The sequence below is a fragment of the Alicyclobacillus dauci genome, assembly GCF_026651605.1.
GTDB lineage: Bacteria > Bacillota > Bacilli > Alicyclobacillales > Alicyclobacillaceae > Alicyclobacillus > Alicyclobacillus dauci.
In genome coordinates this window covers 2,470,217-2,486,477 of sequence record NZ_CP104064.1, presented here as the reverse complement: position 1 = coordinate 2,486,477, position 16,261 = coordinate 2,470,217, and the positions used below count along the sequence as shown (strand labels likewise).

Genomic DNA, 16,261 nt, shown 5'->3' with positions numbered 1-16,261 from the left:
TCCTAGTACCGGTAGTTGCCCATCTCTTTCGTGGACACGAAGGGTGCAATACTCGGTTTGAGCAACGGCGTGCTAGCCAGCTTGTGATTCAGTTCTCATGCCTTTAGACCCAACGAGGGCTTGACGGACCCATGTGTGGTCTGCGTGTGCGTGGCGCCGAAGTGCGATGCGCTCTTGTGATTTGGGGCCTTGATTCTCTCGTACCATGTAGGAAAATTTCTCCCAATCTGGTTCTGTGAACTTCCATTTGCCTGTTACATCGTCGTATCGAAGATTATCGTCCGGGATGGTCAATCCGACGGATTTGATACGCGGAATGTAGCGACTGAGGAATTTCTGTCGAAGCTCCTCGTTGGATAGCGATCGAATTTTATAGACCGTCATTTTGTGAGCCGCTTCGGATACCTCCTCAGGTCCGAAGAAAAACAACAGGGACTCCCACCAACGGTTGAGGGCATCCTGGAGCATTTCACGCTGTGCGTCCGTCCCTTCCGCCAGAGACAGAATGATGGACTCGCCGTGCTGCATGTGAAAGCTCTCCTCAGCACAGATCCGCTTGAGGACACGCGCGTAGGGTCCATACGAGCAATCGAGCAATGCCGTCTGTGTAATGATGGCTGCACCGTCAACCAACCAGCCAATGAGACCCGCGTCGGCCCAGGTTGGCGCATCCATGTGAAAGACGTTGTGGAACTTGATTTTGCCCGTAAAGACGTCGGTAATGAGGTCATCCCGCACTCTTCCGAGCGGCTTCGCGAGATCTTCTGCCACGCGCAGCAGAAGTTGGCCATGACCAATTTCGTCCTGTACTTTCGCCATCAGGGACAACTTGCGACGCAGCGTCGGTGCTTTCGGAACCCATTCTTTTTCAGGGTACGCGCCCATGATTTCGCTGATGCCATGCATGTGTATGAGTCGCAACAGGAGGATGCGGTATTCGTGCGGCATCCAATCGGTTGACTCGATCTTCTCGCCGCGTTCGATCCGCTCCATAAACCGCGTCATTTGCTCTACCTCGGTCATTTTGTACCCTCCTCACTCGGGACTGGTTTCAAACCATCTACAATGACGTCTGTAAATCGTTCGGCGATGTCTGATGGTGAAAGGTTTCCAGTGGGTCGGTACCACTGATACACCCAGTTTGCCACGGACAAGATGAGCAGCCGTGCGAACTTGGGATCCCGTGATGCAAACACGCCTTCTCTTGCACCAGCATCTAATATCGCAGCCCACTGAGCCTCGTATTGGTCGCGTTTTTTCTGGATCATTTCCCGCCTTGGTTCCGATAAGGCCTGCCATTCGTGAAAGAAGACCGTCGACGCGTCCAGGTGTTCTGCAATAACTTGGATGTGTGCGGCGAGGCCGGCACGAAGCTTGGTCACGGGATCAGATGGGCTGTTCACGATGTCCTCAATCGAGTTGAGAAATGCCATCGCGCCTTCGTCCACGATTTCAAATAGTAGGTCTTCCTTTGACTGAATGTGTGCATACAGACTTCCTGACAGAATCCCTGTCTCTTCAGCGATCTCCCGAATCGTCGTCGCATGATATCCCTTCTTGCTGAACAGCCGTCCAGCAGCCGCCAGAATCTGTTCCTTTTGACTTGGCCTACCCACTAGTAGTCTTCCTTTTCTCCTTGGTTTATAGCGAATTTAAAACAAGCGATTGCTTTGCTTTATGCTATACAAAATTGTCTGACTTTTCAATTAGCGGGGTTGCATTTTTCGCAGAAGCTAAGTTAATTCCAAAAACAATTGATCCGGGTCCTCGAGCAACCCCTTCATTCGATTGGTAAAGCGAACTGCTGTGGCACCGTCGATCAATCGATGGTCAAATGATAAGGAAATGTTCATCATGACGCGAATGACGCTTTCCCCATTGCGAACAACGCTTCTCGGCTCCATTTTGTGGAGTCCCAGAATGGCCGCCTCTGGATGGTTAATGATAGGAGTCGCGTAGAGTCCTCCGATAGGTCCAATATTGGTGATGGTGAAGGTGCCACCAGTGATTTGATCGAGCGTCAATTTTCCTTCTCGTGCAAGAGCCGCAAGTGTCTGAACTTCACATGCAAGCTGGAACATCGTTTTTTTGTCGGCGTCTTTGATGACCGGGACAACCAGTCCATTGTCCGTATCGGTGGCAATGCCAATGTGATAGTAGTGCTTTTGGATGATCTCGCTGTGTGCATCATCCAAAGATGCGTTCAGCATAGGAAATTCTTTCAGTGCGATGACCAACGCCTTAATGAAGAACGGCAGAAATGTCAGTTTCACATTTCGAGCCTCTGCGTGCGGTTTTAGCCGGTCCCGCAAAGCGTGAAGTGCGTCCATTTCGATCTCGTCCACGTGCGTCACGTGCGGAATGGTCGACACAGATTTCACCATGTGCATCGCGATTTGCTTGCGAATTCCTCTGAGTGGAATGCGCTCCTCGCGAGCGCCGCGCTCTACCGTCATGTGAGCGCGAAGTCCCTCTTCTCTTTCTTCTGAATCGACAGGCCGTTCCGGTAAAGCACCCTGTTCAGATTGTTGTCTTTGTACCTTATCTGCGAACGACTCTAAGTCGGACTCGGTCACCCGGCCTCCGCGACCAGTACCTGTGACTTGTTCGATGTCAATTGACATGCGCCGCGCAAGACTGCGAACATGCGGCGTCGCAATGACTCGCTGGGCCGGCCTTGTTGTTTTCGGAACACCGACTGATGCTGGTGTGGGCACGGTTTCGGTGTAGGGCTGTTGGGCGCTCTCCCCATCGCCAGTCTGAGTCACCCCGACCTGCGGTTTATCGACCATGGTGGTCGCTGCCGCGCTCACTTCTGCTTCGGAAGCCTCATCGATGACAACAATCGTTGTTCCCACTGTGACTGTTTGGCCTTCCTGACACAGAATTTTGCTGATGACGCCAGAAACAGGCGACGGCAACTCAGCGGTAACTTTGTCGGTTTGAACCTCTACAATTGGTTGGTCTGCGCGCACTTCATCTCCAACTCGTACGAGCCACTTCTGAATGTCCCCTTCGTGCATGCCCTCTCCAATGTCCGGTAACTTAAATTCAAACATGCTCTGCCCCCTTCGCCTGCTGCTGCACGAAAATCTAAGGCATCTCCGTCAGAACAGCATTGTTTCTGCAATGCCTGCCTTCACACGTGCGGTAGTTGGCATGTAATCGTCTTCGAGTGCAAATAACGGAACTGGAACGTCAAATCCGGATATCCGCTTGACGGGCGCACGCAAATACATAAGTGCTTCATCGTTGATTAATGAAACGAGTTCCGCTCCCATACTGGCTGTCTTGTGCGCTTCCTGGACGACGACCGCGCGGCCAGTCTTTTTTACAGATTCGATGATGCAGTCCCTGTCCAACGGGTAAATCGTGCGAAGATCGATCACATCACACGTCCATCCTCGTTCCTCTTCAATCTGTTTGGCAGCGCTTACAGCGACAGGCATCATGGCTCCCCACGCGAAGATGGATATGTCACTGCCCTCTTGAACAACTTTTGCCTTGCCAATGGGTACGCGATACAACATTTCCGGAACGTCTTCGCGGAAGGAACGGTAGATTTTCGTTGGCTCAAGGAACAAGACAGGATCCGGATCCTCGATTGCCGAAATCAGAAGCCCTTTTGCATCGTACGGCGTGCTTGGTACAACAACCTTCAATCCAGGTGTCTGGGCGAAAAACGCTTCGACACTTTCTGAATGCAGTTCCGGTCCGCGGATGCCAGCACCATATGGTGTCCGGATAACCATCGGCAGTGTGTATTCTCCACGACTGCGATGACGCATACGAGCAGCGTGCGACAGAACTTGCTCGAGTCCCGGATAGAGAAAAGCGAGAAACTGAATTTCTGCAACGGGAATCATACCGTTGAGCGCGAGACCGATGGTTGAGCCCACAATCCCTGACTCAGCTAACGGCGTATCCGCAACGCGGTCGGCTCCGTATTTCTCCAACAAGCCGTCCGTCGCCCGAAAGACACCCCCATTGGTACCGATGTCTTCGCCTAGGAGCATGACACGACGATCATCCGCCAGCTTTTGATCCAATGCTTGTGTAATAGCCTGAATAATGTTCAATTTCTGCGTCACGACTGCATCCCGTCCTTCCGCAAAATTCGGTTCAACTCCTCACGTTGTTCGGCGATATGCCATGGGGCCTCTGCATAGACGTGCTCAAACATGGCTTCGGGTTGTTCCGGTGGCAGACTCAACACTTCAGATATCGCCTGATCAATTTGCTCCGTGCAGTCCGCTGCAAGTTGAGACTCCTGACGCTCATCCCAAAGATCTTCCCGTTCGAGAAACCTTCTCAGTCGGTGGATGGGATCCCGCTTTCTCCACTTGGCCAGCAGTTCTTCCTGGTCACGGTACTTCTTGGGATCATCCGCCGTCGTGTGAGCACCGTAACGGAACGTAACCGCCTCGACGAGAGTTGGACCTTGGCCCTCAAGTGCACGCTTTCTTGCTTCTGATACGGCCATGTACACACCAAATACGTCATTGCCATCCACGCGGATACCCTCGATGTCGTATGCTGAAGCTCTTTGCGCGATGGTCCTGGAGGAGGACTGTTTGTTAAATGGGACGCTGATGGCGTAGCCGTTGTTTTGACAGAGGAAAATGACTGGTAATCGGTTGACACCAGCAAAATTTAGTGATTCGTGGAAGTCTCCCTCAGATGTCGCGCCGTCTCCGAAGTACGCGATGCTGACAGCCGCTTCGTGCCGAATTCGGCTGGCCCATGCAGCGCCAACTGCGTGCAGTAGATGCGTTGCAATAGGAACCGACGGTGGAAGGATATGTTTCTCACGATATCCGACTCCTCCGTCCAGTCTTCCTTTCCAGTACCTGATGACGGTTTGCAGCGGTTGACCACGAGTGACGGTGGCCGCGTGCTCACGGTACGACGGAAACATCCAATCATCATCAGAAAGTGCCAAGACACTTCCAATTTGCGCAGCTTCCTGCCCTTCAAACGGGGCGTACGTACCCATTCGACCTTGCCGTTGAAGCGAGATACATTTACGGTCGAATGTCCGGGCGTAAACCATATGCCGATACATACCAACTGCGAGGGAGTTATCAATCATTCCGTCAATGGGAATCAGAAGCTCGCCCTCAGGCGTGAGTACTTGATAGAAGTCTTCGTGCGGTTCTGAACTGATTCTTCGAAGGCTTTCTTCAATGATCATCTGAATCTCCCTTTCCTTTACTGCAAATGGCTGAAACAACATGAAAACGCTTACAAATCTGTTCAAATAAATGCAACTGCGGTTTCCAATCGGCCTGCAAATCGTTGGACGTGATTCACAAGAAGAGACGGCAGTTGTGGACGAGTTCAAAACAAGCGCTTGATTGGTTATAGTATATAAAATTACTCGCTAATTTTCAAATAGCTAAAAGTTTGAGTTTTACAGTCCGACCGTGGTTGGGGACGTCAGGTGTAGGTCCCTACGCCCAGTCCGGCGAATTCTAACATCATATGCAGGAAGCGAAGACATCGTCACCAAAACGGTAGGAGCTGCCCATCTGGTCACGGCCAAATGGTCAGCTCCTTCATGATTCATGAAATTCTCTGCACTTTAACGTGTTTATTTGTCATGGCTGATGGATTACGACCGCCTGCTCTGTTTCCGACGAGGTTCTGGCAGCCTCGTTGATCAGCGTCAAGTGGAGTATGTCCTGTCTTGTGATGGTCGGTTCCTCCCCCTCCTCGATCCACTTAACCCATTGAGCAAACGGTGACGCAATCCGATCAGGGACATCGTTCGGAATAACCCACTCAGTTGGTCCCGTTGCCTCAGAGCGAATTCGAATCTGTTCATCCTCGATGAGCAAGGTTCCTTTGGTGCCGTACAGTTCAAGCAAGAACGGACTGCTACCCGACGAAAATCCTGCCTCCATGATTCCGATCACACCGGACTCATACTGAACGGTTACCACGGAGTTGTCATCTACCGGGAGATCGAGAATCCCAGATAATGTTGCGTTCACAACCTTTGGTTGACCCGCCAGACGATTGATTAGGTAAATTGGATGGGCACCTAGATCGATAAGGGCTCCTCCACCGCATGAGACCGGATCGAAAAATGTCGCGGGCAACCATCCGTTCGGGTTCTCCTTTGTTGATACCGCCCCATTGTGCGACAAACGGCAACGGATGGTATTTACCTTGCCGAGGAGTTGGTCATCGACCGCCTTTTGTGCATACAGGTAGTACGGATCGGTGAGACGGGGCAGGGAGAGCATGAGCTTGACTCTATTTTCATCGACTGTGGAAAAGATTTCTTCGCAGTCTGCGACGGTGAACGCCAGGACTTTTTCGGAAAAAATGTGCTTTCCGTGCTTGGCAGCAGCTATGATCACGTCTTTATGTAACTGCGTGGGCGTATCGACGATGACCGCATCAATGGTATCGTCTTGAAGTAGTGTTGCGAGGCTCGATTCAAACGGTACGCCGAGTTCGTCAGCCCATTTGCGGCCTCGCGTTTCATCGTCGTCCCAAACTCGTACGATCTCAACGTGCGGATGTTCCTTGGCTTGCCGTGCATAATCGTTCGCGTGAACGTGCCACCGACTCAAAAGGGCTGTCCGGATCATTTTTAAACCTACCTCCACCTCATAAAGGCTTAACTAAGCGTTATCGCCGCGTAGGGCAAACGGTGAGAATGCGCAGATGACAGCGTCGCGGAACATGGCGGATCGGGTGATGTGTCCGTGAGTCAGGATGCCAATGGTCCCTTCTCCCTTTGCCACGTCGTGTCGGCCGGCCCAGTCATCGATAACGTGGCCGAGTTCCCGGCCCTGGCGTACTTCCGCTGCAATGGTTTCCGGGAGAAGCATGCGAACACCCCCACCGAGACTCACGGGTTCCTGGGGGCTGACAATTGCACACCAGTTGCTCAGCATCATGCCGTACTTCGTGTCCACCACACCACCTTCTAAGCCGATACCAAAGTCGTACGCTCCGGCGGCGAGTGCCGCAGTGGCCCGGTTGATTGCCCCTCGCACTGTCTCGTCGTCGGAAAACGGTTGATCGGACACGTCTGAGGGTACATTTACGCCTGTTATTGTCGCGTTATACCCCATTTTTTCAAACGCGAGCGTCACAGCTTGAAGTTTGGCCGGATTCTTCGTACCAACAGCAATTTTCAACAGAGAGCCTCCTTGATTGTCGTGCAGTGTATACGTCCTTCCACACGTCACTCGGAACCACCTGCTAGTTTGGCGTAAACTTTTTGCTTCGTTGCGTGGTCGTAAGTCACCAGCGACAGGGCACGATTCGAAGCCCCTAAGTAGAGAGCGTCTTTACTTATCTGTACTGACGGGAACCTGGGCTGTTAACTGTTCCCTCCTTTTGCGAAACTGAACGTTCATCACGAGGCCGACGCTGACAAGAATGATGATGAGGGCCGCAATCAGTCGCCACGTGAGTGGTTCGTGGAGGAACGCCGCACCCCAAACTAACCCGAAGATAGGGACGAGAAACGTAACGCTGATCGTTTTGACGGGTCCCACTCGCTGCATGAGCTGGAAATAAAACAAATACGCTAGAGCTGTCGAGAGAATAGCTAGAGCCAGAACAGACACGAGAACGGTGGTCGTCATCTGTTTGTGCGGACGCCATACCAGGTCCAGAGGCAACAGCCAGATACCAGCCGCGAGTTGCTGTCCGATTGCTAAATTCATGGGCCGCTCTTGCTTAAATGCACGCGCCGAGTAAACTCCACCGAACCCATAGGAAAGCGCTGCTAATAGTGAACAGATAGCCCATGCTACCGGAGATTGACCATGTATGATGGAAGTCCCGCCAACAGCAACGAAAACCCCAAATAACCCAAGAATCAAGCCTACAATTTTTCGCCAGGTGAAGGTGTCACCGAGCCAAAACCGAGCGACGACGGCCGTAAACATGGGTGTTGTCGCGTTCAAAATCGCGGCTAACGCGGCTGACAATTTCAACTCAGCGATTGAAATGAGGCAAAAAGGTATCGCAGCATTAATGGCTCCTAAAATCATGTAGGACTTCCATTTCTCAAGAATTTGAATGCGATGACGCATAGCGGCTGCGTAGACAACCAGCGACGCTGCGGCAATGAGAACACGCATGTCAATCAGAAGAAATGGCCCAAGAATCGGTACAGCAACCCTCATGAACAAAAAGGACGCACCCCACAACGCAGCTAGTCCGATAAGCATCAATAAGTCCACCACGGCCAACGTCAAAGACCTTCTTTCATCAATATCACACACTGGTGTAGGTGAAGTGTGCTGTCACATTCTTCCCTTATTGTAGCCGATCCTCGCCGGTTGTGACGTATGTAAGTTCCGTTAAACGGCTGTGCGCGCGCGTGCGTAACAAACGTCCAATCGGTTATGATAGGACCAATTGCATTTTCTTCATGGCTTTATCATTTCGATTCAATCCAGTTTTCTTAATAACTCTAAACTAGATAAGTTTGTACATTTAGGGGATCATTCTAGTTTGTGTTATTCTGTTTCTTGCTTGCCTATGTGTTCGAAACCTTCATTTCGGTAATTTATAAGTCAAGTTACAACGGACAAAGCTTTACATTTAAGTGTTAGGAGGCGTTTCGTTTCGTGAAGCGCATGCATTTTGATGTGGTCGTCGTCGGTGGTGGCTCCGCTGGTGTGGCGGCGGCTATTGGCGCGGCAAATTCTGGGGTGCGAACGATCCTCATTGAGAAGAATCCCTATTTCGGAGGGGCTGCAACGCACAGTTCTGTTTTGACTGTGTGCGGCTTATTCGCACAACAGGAACCGCTTTTGCAAGTTGTCGGAGGTGTGGCGAATCAATTCCTGGATACCCTGCAGCGACTGGGTGCGTACCCCGGCCCCTTCCGAAATCCTGGTTCCGGCAACGTCATTGTTCCCCTTGACGCGGAAGCGACAAAGTATGCCCTGGACCAGTGTGTTGTCCAAGCAGGTGTCACACCTCGGCTTCACTGTAATGTGACGAATGTGGTCATATCCGACGGATCGATTCAAGCCGTCCAGTGTTTTGATCATAGTGGGTCATTTGAAATCGAGGCAGCAGCTTTCGTAGACGCCAGCGGCGAAGGAGACTTAACGTCACTCGCAGGCGGTAAAGTCAGATTTGGAGACGACGAAGGTCAAGTACAGGCGGCTACGCTCGTGATGCGCATTGGCGGGGTACCTGCAGATGCATCCTTATCTCGTCAAGCGTTTGCGGACGCCGTGCACCTTGCCAAAGCCGCTGGAGATACGGTCTTGACGAAAGAGAAAGGAATGGCGGTTCGACTCCCTGGTTCCGGACACATTCTCGCGATGTTCGCGGATGAGGTGGTCAATGGTCTTGATTCGGCAAGTCTTACAAAAGCAGAGATGTCTGCACGGAATCAGGCATGGCATTATCTCGATGTCTTTCGCAGCCACATGCCTGGATTTGAACAAGCGTACCTGGTTCAAACGGGTCCGTCTATTGGCGTTCGCGAAACACGTCACGTCAAGGGCCATTATACGCTGACCGGTGAAGATGCCTTGAACGGCGTAAGACACGAGGATGTCGTCGCCCGTGGAGGCTGGCCCGTTGAGATTCACCAACCTGGTCAACCCGCAGTTTATCGCCAAATCAAAGACCGAGCCTATTATGATATACCTCTCCGATCACTAGACGTTGAAGGGATTGAAAATCTCTGGTCCGCGGGCCGGATCATTGATTGCGATCCGGTCGCATTCGCCTCTTCGCGCGTCATGGGGACATCATTCGGAACCGGTCACGCGGCAGGCGTTGCAGCAGGATTGTATGCGGCAATCAAGCACGCTGATATTCGCGACGTACAAGAGGAGCTTCGTCGCCAAGGTGCATATATCTAACCCTTGGCCACGAAGCACTGTTCCCGTGATGGTAACGTCGCTCGTTTGACTTCCCCAGTGAAAAATGTCGACTAAAAAATAACTTTGATGCCCATGTACACACCAAATAGCATGACAATTGTCGATATTGACCAGACGATATACTTGTATACGCCTGTCATGCGCCATTCCTTCGGTAAAACTTTCGCTTCTAAGACAAGTAGGAAACTGAGAACAATGGGCAACAAGAGTGCGTTCATGACTTCCGTATCAACAGCAAGGTTAACGAGATTGATGCCGCTGAAAACGAGAATCGCGCCTCCAACGTGTGCGGCCGTGTAAATTAGATAGAACCATTTCGCGTCCTTCACCTTGTGATTGACGCTGTGTTTAAATCCAGCAACCTCCCCAATCCCCCAAGCGCCTGCCAAGGATACAACCAATGCAGCAACAAAACTGGCACCGAGCATTCCGAGTCCAAAAATAACCTTCGCTCCTGTTGCGCCAAGGAACGGCAGCAGTCCCTGGGAAATCTGCGCCACGGTGTCGAGCGCCTTTCCAGGATCATGCCGGCCAATGGTCGCAGCAATCATAACAACCACGGCGATCATAACGATTTGCGTGAGCAATGAACCGACGGCGGTATCGATCCGAGCGCCCCGCAAGTGCTGGCGCCCCAGCTTTCGATCCACCACAGCAGATTGTTGATAAAAAATCATCCATGGCATAATAACGGCGCCTACATTTGCTGCCAAGAGGAATACGTAATTCGGATTGTCTAGCGGCAGTGTGCCCAACCCCTGAACCAGTTGTTTCCCACTCGGGTGGGCCATCAATGCTGCGGGTACCAGGAGTAATTCAAATAGGCCCATGGCGATCCCAATGCGTTCGACACGCTTATAACTTCCGGTCAGACCCATCAAGACGAGGACGATGGTTGCGACGGATACGCTGTAATGTGGAGAGATCCCAAATAGCTCCCCTACCCCAGCTATTCCACTGAACTCCGTAACCAAAGCGCCAATTGCGGATAGAAACAATGTCGACACAGAAAAGATAGCCCACTTGCGCCCAAAACGTTCACGGATCAAGTCACCGTGCCCTTTTCCTGTCGCAATACCAAGTCGTACAGTAATCTCTTGTACCAAATAGACGATAGGAATTAAAATAATTTGGGGTAGCACCATCGCATATCCCCACTGCGCACCAGACTGTGCGGCAGTAATGATACAGCCGGCATCTGTATTTGCGAGCATCACGATTACGCCTGGGCCAAAGGTGGCCAAAATGGTTATCAGTCTTCGAAAAGGCTGTTTTGACTGTGACTGAAACAGTACTCTCATCGCCATACCTCATATATAATTCGTGTTATCTAACAACATCAGTTAGTATAGTCTAACTACAATGTTGATTACAATAGTCAAGATTCTAGTTGTTGGGTCCATATTTTAGAGTTGTACAACTGATGAGTATGTCTTTTCCGAAAGGCGGCAGATTATTGTGGCAACGATTGATGATTTTTTAAAGCTTGATCTTCGTGTGGGTACAGTCACCGAGGCAGTGCCTTTTCCGGAGGCTCGAGTGCCAGCCATTAAAATGAAAATTGATTTCGGGCCTTCAATCGGTGTCAAGCAGTCGAGCGCACAGATTACAAAGCGATATACGCCCGACCAACTCGTTGGCAGGCAGGTGGTCGCTGTCGTTAATCTTCCACCCCGTCGAATCGCGGGATTTCAATCCGAAGTACTTGTGATGGGGGGCGTACCCGAAAAAGGAGACGTTGTTTTGCTGGGGTTGGATGAAGCCGTGCCAAACGGAACGCCAATCGCCTAATGTAGCACCAGTTGTGGACGAGGTTCCGTTGTGGGAGAGGCCATGGCTACATCATGGCTAGAAGCGCGACTACGCCAACTTGTCTCTAACGGCTGAATCAAGCCATGCGAGAATGTCTTGGTACACTGTCTCCCGATTGATTTCATGAAGGAGTTCGTGTCTAGCCTGAGGATAGATACGATAGGAAACAGCTGTCAGTCCCGCTTTTCGATAGACATCGATGAGGCGGTATATTCCTTTGCCTTGGTGACCAACGGGATCGGCCTCCCCAGCAATGATAAAAATGGGTAAATCTCGCGGGATTTGGCTCATACGCTCACGGCGGAAGATTTCGCCCAATTCTGTGAACATGTCGTGCATTGACGCCGCGGACAGCGGAAAACCGCACTGTGAGTCCGATAAATACGCTTGAAGGGCATCCGTGTCGCGGGTCAACCAGTCAAATGGTGTCCGATTCGGACGGAATGCGCGGTTATATGCACCAAAAGTCAATTTCGTCAAAAGTTTGCTTTCGGCATGAACTCCAAATTTTCTCGCATACCTCTTGGCCAAGTATCGAGCGACGAGCAGCAACCGTCCTTCGGGTCCGTTGCTGCCGCATAAAACGCATGCATCAATTTTTCCGGCATGGCGCGACAAGAACGATTGTGCAACGAAGGACCCCATACTGTGCCCAAAAAGAACCACTGGAACGTTTGGATGTGCATCTTTTACTAAGTGCACCATCTGGGCAGCGTCGTCTACTAGTTGCTGAAACCCGTTCGGGCCAAGGTAGCCATGTGATGTTGTAGCCTCACCCGTTTTGCCGTGACCCCGTTGATCATGGCCATATACGACATATCCTTCGCGATTAAGAACCTGTGCAAACGATTCGTAGCGACCAATGTGTTCACCCATTCCGTGGAGAAGAACAACAACAGCAGGTATCGATGATCTGGATTCTGGGGACCAGACGTGACCGAACAGCGTTGTGTTCTCATCCACTTTTAGCGATACGGAATGTTTTGGCAATACGACCACCCCTAACCAAGTAATGGTTCCTTAGGCACAATCAGACCACGACTGTTGTACTCTGACGCAGTTGTGCAGAATGAACCGGGTAGAAGTATGGGTAAAAATCGTGCATCTGGTGTTTATCATATAAGGACTGACCTGGTGTCGGGTCCTTGACTTCAATTTCTTGTCCTAGGGACGAACCATAATGACTGAACACATCCCCCTGGTAACGATAGTCCTTGACGTGCGTCACGCCAGAAACGTCTGGATGAAAGTGCGTCCCGATAGAATCAAACACAGTCGCCCCAGCCACATGCCAAGCTGGATATTTATTGAGATACGTCACATACATTCGTTGTGCCAGCCATGCACCCATGGAATGTCCAGTGAACACCACTTGATACTGACCCTGAGGTAAGCTTGACCGAACTTGATCCACGAAATGTTGTGCAGGTGCTAATTGATCAATCCATTCTGAAACCTGCAGATATATTCCAGCGTCCGACAACAAGTCGGCTACGTCATTCGTCCCCCGATAGGCGATGACGATAGTATTTCCCTTTTGATAGGCTACGGCGTAAAATCCAACCTCAGTTTCCTCATCGTCCGTTGCAATAATTCTCCAGTCCTTCATGTCGGAGAAAAACAACTGATTCGCAGCGGGATACGGAATATGCCAGTCATGATTGTCAACGTATTCAACTTGCTTGTATACACCACTTGGACCTTTGTATTTGGCAGACAAGGATTCCAAGTCCCCGAGTGTTTGATGCCTATAGGGGTTCAAGTCTGCATAAGACAAATCCGACATCTTCATTAGGACGCCGTCATACACCCCGCCGGTACTGTTCGTGCTGGTCACTTCCTGATTCGGTTTCGCGTTCTCGACTGCCGACGGATCAACCACGGCATTGACAATGAGAAACCGAAAAGGAATGACGAAGAGAGCAGATGCGACAGTGAATCCGAGTAATCTTCTCCAGTACGCGGAAGTCCTCATTACAGTTGCCGAGTACACCCTCTCTTGGCTTGCATGGTTTTATCAACATCAAAATTCGGAGCACACTAAAGTGCGATTTGTACCATAGTATACCATGGCTGGTGGACAAAATGTTGTTCATTAAAATTTCCAGTGATCCAAGTCCGCATCCGTGTACAACTTGCGAACTGGATAATACGGACACTCAAGGTAAGAATTACATACGAGTAACATAATAAATGTTTTGTAAACTGCCGTGTGATAAGCAGTTTACCCAAAATACAGAGCTTAAGAAAGGTGTCGTACCATAAAAAATCGGGCTATCCGAAACGTGAACATTTCGGATAGCCCGTCCCGTTATGCGTTACAGGTTGTTTGGTTCTGGCAGTCGATGATGAATGTAACTAAAAATGGATTGTAATCGTTTCACCCGCAGCGAAGGTTTTCCGTTTCTCGACAAACCATGACTGGCATTGGGAATCCGCAGGAGTTCAGCGTCCTTCCCCGACCGACGAAGCCACGTATAAAACTGCTCAGCCTGCTCAATTGGACAGCGCAAGTCCTGCTCAGAGTGGAGCATGAGAATAGGTGTCTCAACGTTTTGGACATATGCTAAGGGAGACATTTCCCACAGCCTTGCCAGATTCCCCTCCGCGCTATCAACCAACTGTGACTCCACAAACAATGGACCGATGTCGCTGCACCCGAAGAAGGATATCCAATTTGAGATGGAACGCTGTGACACAGCTGCAAAGAATCTGTTGGTGTGACCAACGAGCCAGTTTGTCATGAATCCCCCATAGCTTCCACCGGTTACGGCAACACGGCTGCCATCAAGGAAATCATACGTCTTCAGTGCTGCGTCCAGTCCATTTACCACGTCGGCCGCATCACCTTCACCGTAGTGGTGACGAACAGCATTTACGAACGTCTGCCCGTAACTCTTTCCCCCACGTGGGTTCGTGTAGACAACTGCATATCCTTGAGCAGCAAACCACTGCATTTCATGGAACATGGCATAACCGAAATTAAGCTGTGGGCCACCGTGAATTTCTAAAATGACTGGATACTTTTTCCCGTCCTCAAACCCTGTTGGGCGCATCACCCACCCTTGGACCCACCAATCGTCGGTGGATTGATAAAAGTACGGCTCAGGTATGGAAAGTTCAACTTCCAAAAGGAACGCTTTGTTCGGGTCGTATAGTACCGACTCGTTGTCGCCCCATGGTACAGGGTTTTCTTCCACACTAGACATGGGCTCCCAAGGGCTTCGACCTGGGCGGACCGCGTGCGGTGTCACGTGAACGGTTGCAGTTGAAAGCGTGCTGGGATTCGTTTGAGTGGCGTACGCGAACGCGATCGTCGAATCGGTCACGATGTCAAAAGCGTATATGTCTCGCAATCCTCCAATAACGATCTCGCCTTGCGGACTGTCACCAGCTACATCAAAACGCACAACTTCACTTTTTCCTTCTCGAGTCGATAACACATATATGTAGTCACTGTCCACGGACCAACGAAGCACTTCGTCAGCGACATTAGCGCGTAGATCCGTTAAACTTGAATCCGTTAAATCATCGGGAAAATCCGCAGTCAGATGAGAAATGATTTTACCGTCTGTGGTCAACAAATATAACTTTATGTGTGAGGCACTTCGGTACTCATAAAATGTTTGGTCCATGGCAAGTGCGGCTAGATAGTCGCCATTTGGAGAATACACCACCTGCCGGTAAATCAGCTCGTCTGAGACGAGTTGAATTTCACGAGATGCCAAGTCGATTTTGTATAAATCGGAGAACCACCACTGTGTGTCCGGATCGCGTCCTTTCGTGAAGAGTACATATCTCCCGTCCGGGGACGGAGTTGGGTTACTTAGGGACTCGTCGCCATGCGTAAGTTGGCGGAACTCCAAAGTGTCCAAGTTTATTTGAACTAGCTGGGTGTATCGTAGTTTCGATAGACCGGCACCGTCACTTTTATAATACAGTCGGTTATAACGCTTCGGGGATTCCGACCAGGACTTCTCATCACTTTTAATGGACTCTTCAATGTCTGAAGTCTTTACGTCCTGCGCATAGGTGGACACGTCTTCGTGAGGTCCAGCGTATACTAATGCAAAAATTGAACGATTGTCAGGAGCCCACGCAAAGTCCGCTATACCATGACGAAATCTCGTTAAGCGAACTGCTTCTCCACCGTCGGCGGGCATTGTCCAAATTTGCGTACCCAGTTCTCGATCGCTGAGGAAAGCAACTTTCGAACCATCTGGAGCCCACTTCGGGAGCGTGTTTCGCTTTCCGTTCGAGGCGAATGGTCGGATGCGTCCGGTTTCTAGATCTGCAAGCTTAATCTGAGTGTGGTATTCATCGTCCTTTAGGGCTGTAGTCTGTTCCTCAAAAAGAACGGTGCGTCCCTTTGGCGAGGCTGTTAGCTTCCCGACCAATTTGAACCTCGCAAAGTCTTCTACTGTGATGGTACGCTGGGTCATCGTTGAATATCTCCTTTGTCATAGATGAATGCTTGTTTGTCCAGCATGACATAATTATCGCAATAATCCATGTAAGATGGAATAGGATCGCCTACCAAGCAACTGACATGACGTTATACGGACCAC

General features: G+C 50.6%; 14 protein-coding genes. 2 read left to right on the top strand and 12 right to left on the bottom strand.

Annotated features, from left to right (window positions below):
- Positions 1-72: 72 nt before the first annotated feature.
- The 8 genes from paaA to NZD86_RS12640 all read right to left on the bottom strand — a co-directional run bounded on the left by paaA (position 73) and on the right by NZD86_RS12640 (position 8,228).
- The gene (paaA, locus tag NZD86_RS12675; RefSeq protein WP_268042129.1) at positions 73-1,023 is read right to left on the bottom strand and encodes a 1,2-phenylacetyl-CoA epoxidase subunit PaaA; all 951 of its coding nucleotides are present in this window, start codon (positions 1,021-1,023) and stop codon (positions 73-75) included.
- On the bottom strand, positions 1,020-1,616 hold the full coding sequence (locus NZD86_RS12670; RefSeq protein ID WP_268042127.1) for a TetR/AcrR family transcriptional regulator: 597 nt from the start codon (positions 1,614-1,616) through the stop codon (positions 1,020-1,022). The genes paaA and NZD86_RS12670 overlap by 4 nt, the downstream gene beginning before the upstream one ends.
- 117 nt (positions 1,617-1,733) lie before the next feature.
- Positions 1,734-3,059: a dihydrolipoamide acetyltransferase family protein gene (locus tag NZD86_RS12665; protein ID WP_268042125.1), complete on the bottom strand. Its 1,326-nt coding sequence runs from the start codon at positions 3,057-3,059 to the stop codon at positions 1,734-1,736.
- Between the two features lie 48 nt (positions 3,060-3,107).
- Complete coding sequence (locus tag NZD86_RS12660; protein WP_268042123.1) at positions 3,108-4,091, bottom strand: alpha-ketoacid dehydrogenase subunit beta; 984 nt, start codon at positions 4,089-4,091, stop codon at positions 3,108-3,110.
- Positions 4,088-5,194, bottom strand: a complete 1,107-nt coding sequence (gene pdhA / locus NZD86_RS12655) for a pyruvate dehydrogenase (acetyl-transferring) E1 component subunit alpha (protein WP_268046870.1) — start codon at positions 5,192-5,194, stop codon at positions 4,088-4,090. The genes NZD86_RS12660 and pdhA overlap by 4 nt, the downstream gene beginning before the upstream one ends.
- A 406-nt stretch (positions 5,195-5,600) precedes the next feature.
- The gene (locus tag NZD86_RS12650) at positions 5,601-6,602 is read right to left on the bottom strand and encodes a Gfo/Idh/MocA family protein (protein WP_268042120.1); all 1,002 of its coding nucleotides are present in this window, start codon (positions 6,600-6,602) and stop codon (positions 5,601-5,603) included.
- Between the two features lie 33 nt (positions 6,603-6,635).
- Positions 6,636-7,157 (bottom strand): inosine/xanthosine triphosphatase, encoded by a 522-nt coding sequence (gene yjjX, locus NZD86_RS12645; protein WP_268042118.1) that lies wholly within the window; start codon positions 7,155-7,157, stop codon positions 6,636-6,638.
- A gap of 153 nt (positions 7,158-7,310) precedes the next feature.
- On the bottom strand, positions 7,311-8,228 hold the full coding sequence (locus NZD86_RS12640; protein WP_268042116.1) for a DMT family transporter: 918 nt from the start codon (positions 8,226-8,228) through the stop codon (positions 7,311-7,313).
- A gap of 384 nt (positions 8,229-8,612) precedes the next feature.
- Here NZD86_RS12640 and NZD86_RS12635 point away from each other — a divergent pair, with 384 nt between their 5' ends.
- Positions 8,613-9,860, top strand: a complete 1,248-nt coding sequence (locus NZD86_RS12635; protein WP_268046868.1) for an FAD-dependent oxidoreductase — start codon at positions 8,613-8,615, stop codon at positions 9,858-9,860.
- Positions 9,861-9,931: 71 nt separating this feature from the next.
- Here NZD86_RS12635 and NZD86_RS12630 read toward each other — a convergent pair whose 3' ends face one another.
- Positions 9,932-11,182 carry an NRAMP family divalent metal transporter gene (locus NZD86_RS12630; RefSeq protein ID WP_268042114.1) on the bottom strand — a complete coding sequence of 417 codons (1,251 nt, stop codon included), beginning with the start codon at positions 11,180-11,182 and terminating at the stop codon, positions 9,932-9,934.
- A gap of 157 nt (positions 11,183-11,339) precedes the next feature.
- On the opposite strand from NZD86_RS12630, the gene csaA reads away from it, so the two are divergent.
- Complete coding sequence (csaA, locus tag NZD86_RS12625; RefSeq protein WP_268042112.1) at positions 11,340-11,672, top strand: chaperone CsaA; 333 nt, start codon at positions 11,340-11,342, stop codon at positions 11,670-11,672.
- Positions 11,673-11,741: 69 nt separating this feature from the next.
- On the opposite strand, the gene NZD86_RS12620 is transcribed toward csaA, so the two are convergent.
- From NZD86_RS12620 to NZD86_RS12610, 3 genes are all read right to left on the bottom strand, one after another.
- Positions 11,742-12,683, bottom strand: a complete 942-nt coding sequence (locus tag NZD86_RS12620; RefSeq protein ID WP_268042110.1) for an alpha/beta hydrolase — start codon at positions 12,681-12,683, stop codon at positions 11,742-11,744.
- Between the two features lie 40 nt (positions 12,684-12,723).
- Complete coding sequence (locus tag NZD86_RS12615) at positions 12,724-13,668, bottom strand: Tle-like phospholipase domain-containing protein (RefSeq protein ID WP_268042108.1); 945 nt, start codon at positions 13,666-13,668, stop codon at positions 12,724-12,726.
- Between the two features lie 343 nt (positions 13,669-14,011).
- Positions 14,012-16,135 (bottom strand): S9 family peptidase, encoded by a 2,124-nt coding sequence (locus NZD86_RS12610; protein ID WP_268042107.1) that lies wholly within the window; start codon positions 16,133-16,135, stop codon positions 14,012-14,014.
- Between the last annotated feature and the right edge of the window lie 126 nt (positions 16,136-16,261).

Excerpts from the sequence above, each read along its gene's own strand:
- NZD86_RS12635 (WP_268046868.1), top strand. The coding sequence starts at position 8,613 with ATGCATTTTGATGTGGTCGTCGTCGGTGGTGGCTCCGCTGGTGTGGCG.
- NZD86_RS12630 (WP_268042114.1), bottom strand. The coding sequence starts at position 11,182 with ATGAGAGTACTGTTTCAGTCACAGTCAAAACAGCCTTTTCGAAGACTG.
- pdhA (WP_268046870.1), bottom strand. The coding sequence starts at position 5,194 with ATGATCATTGAAGAAAGCCTTCGAAGAATCAGTTCAGAACCGCACGAA.
- paaA (WP_268042129.1), bottom strand. The coding sequence starts at position 1,023 with ATGACCGAGGTAGAGCAAATGACGCGGTTTATGGAGCGGATCGAACGC.
- NZD86_RS12610 (WP_268042107.1), bottom strand. The coding sequence starts at position 16,135 with ATGACCCAGCGTACCATCACAGTAGAAGACTTTGCGAGGTTCAAATTG.
- NZD86_RS12665 (WP_268042125.1), bottom strand. The coding sequence starts at position 3,059 with ATGTTTGAATTTAAGTTACCGGACATTGGAGAGGGCATGCACGAAGGG.
- NZD86_RS12615 (WP_268042108.1), bottom strand. The coding sequence starts at position 13,668 with ATGAGGACTTCCGCGTACTGGAGAAGATTACTCGGATTCACTGTCGCA.
- NZD86_RS12650 (WP_268042120.1), bottom strand. The coding sequence starts at position 6,602 with ATGATCCGGACAGCCCTTTTGAGTCGGTGGCACGTTCACGCGAACGAT.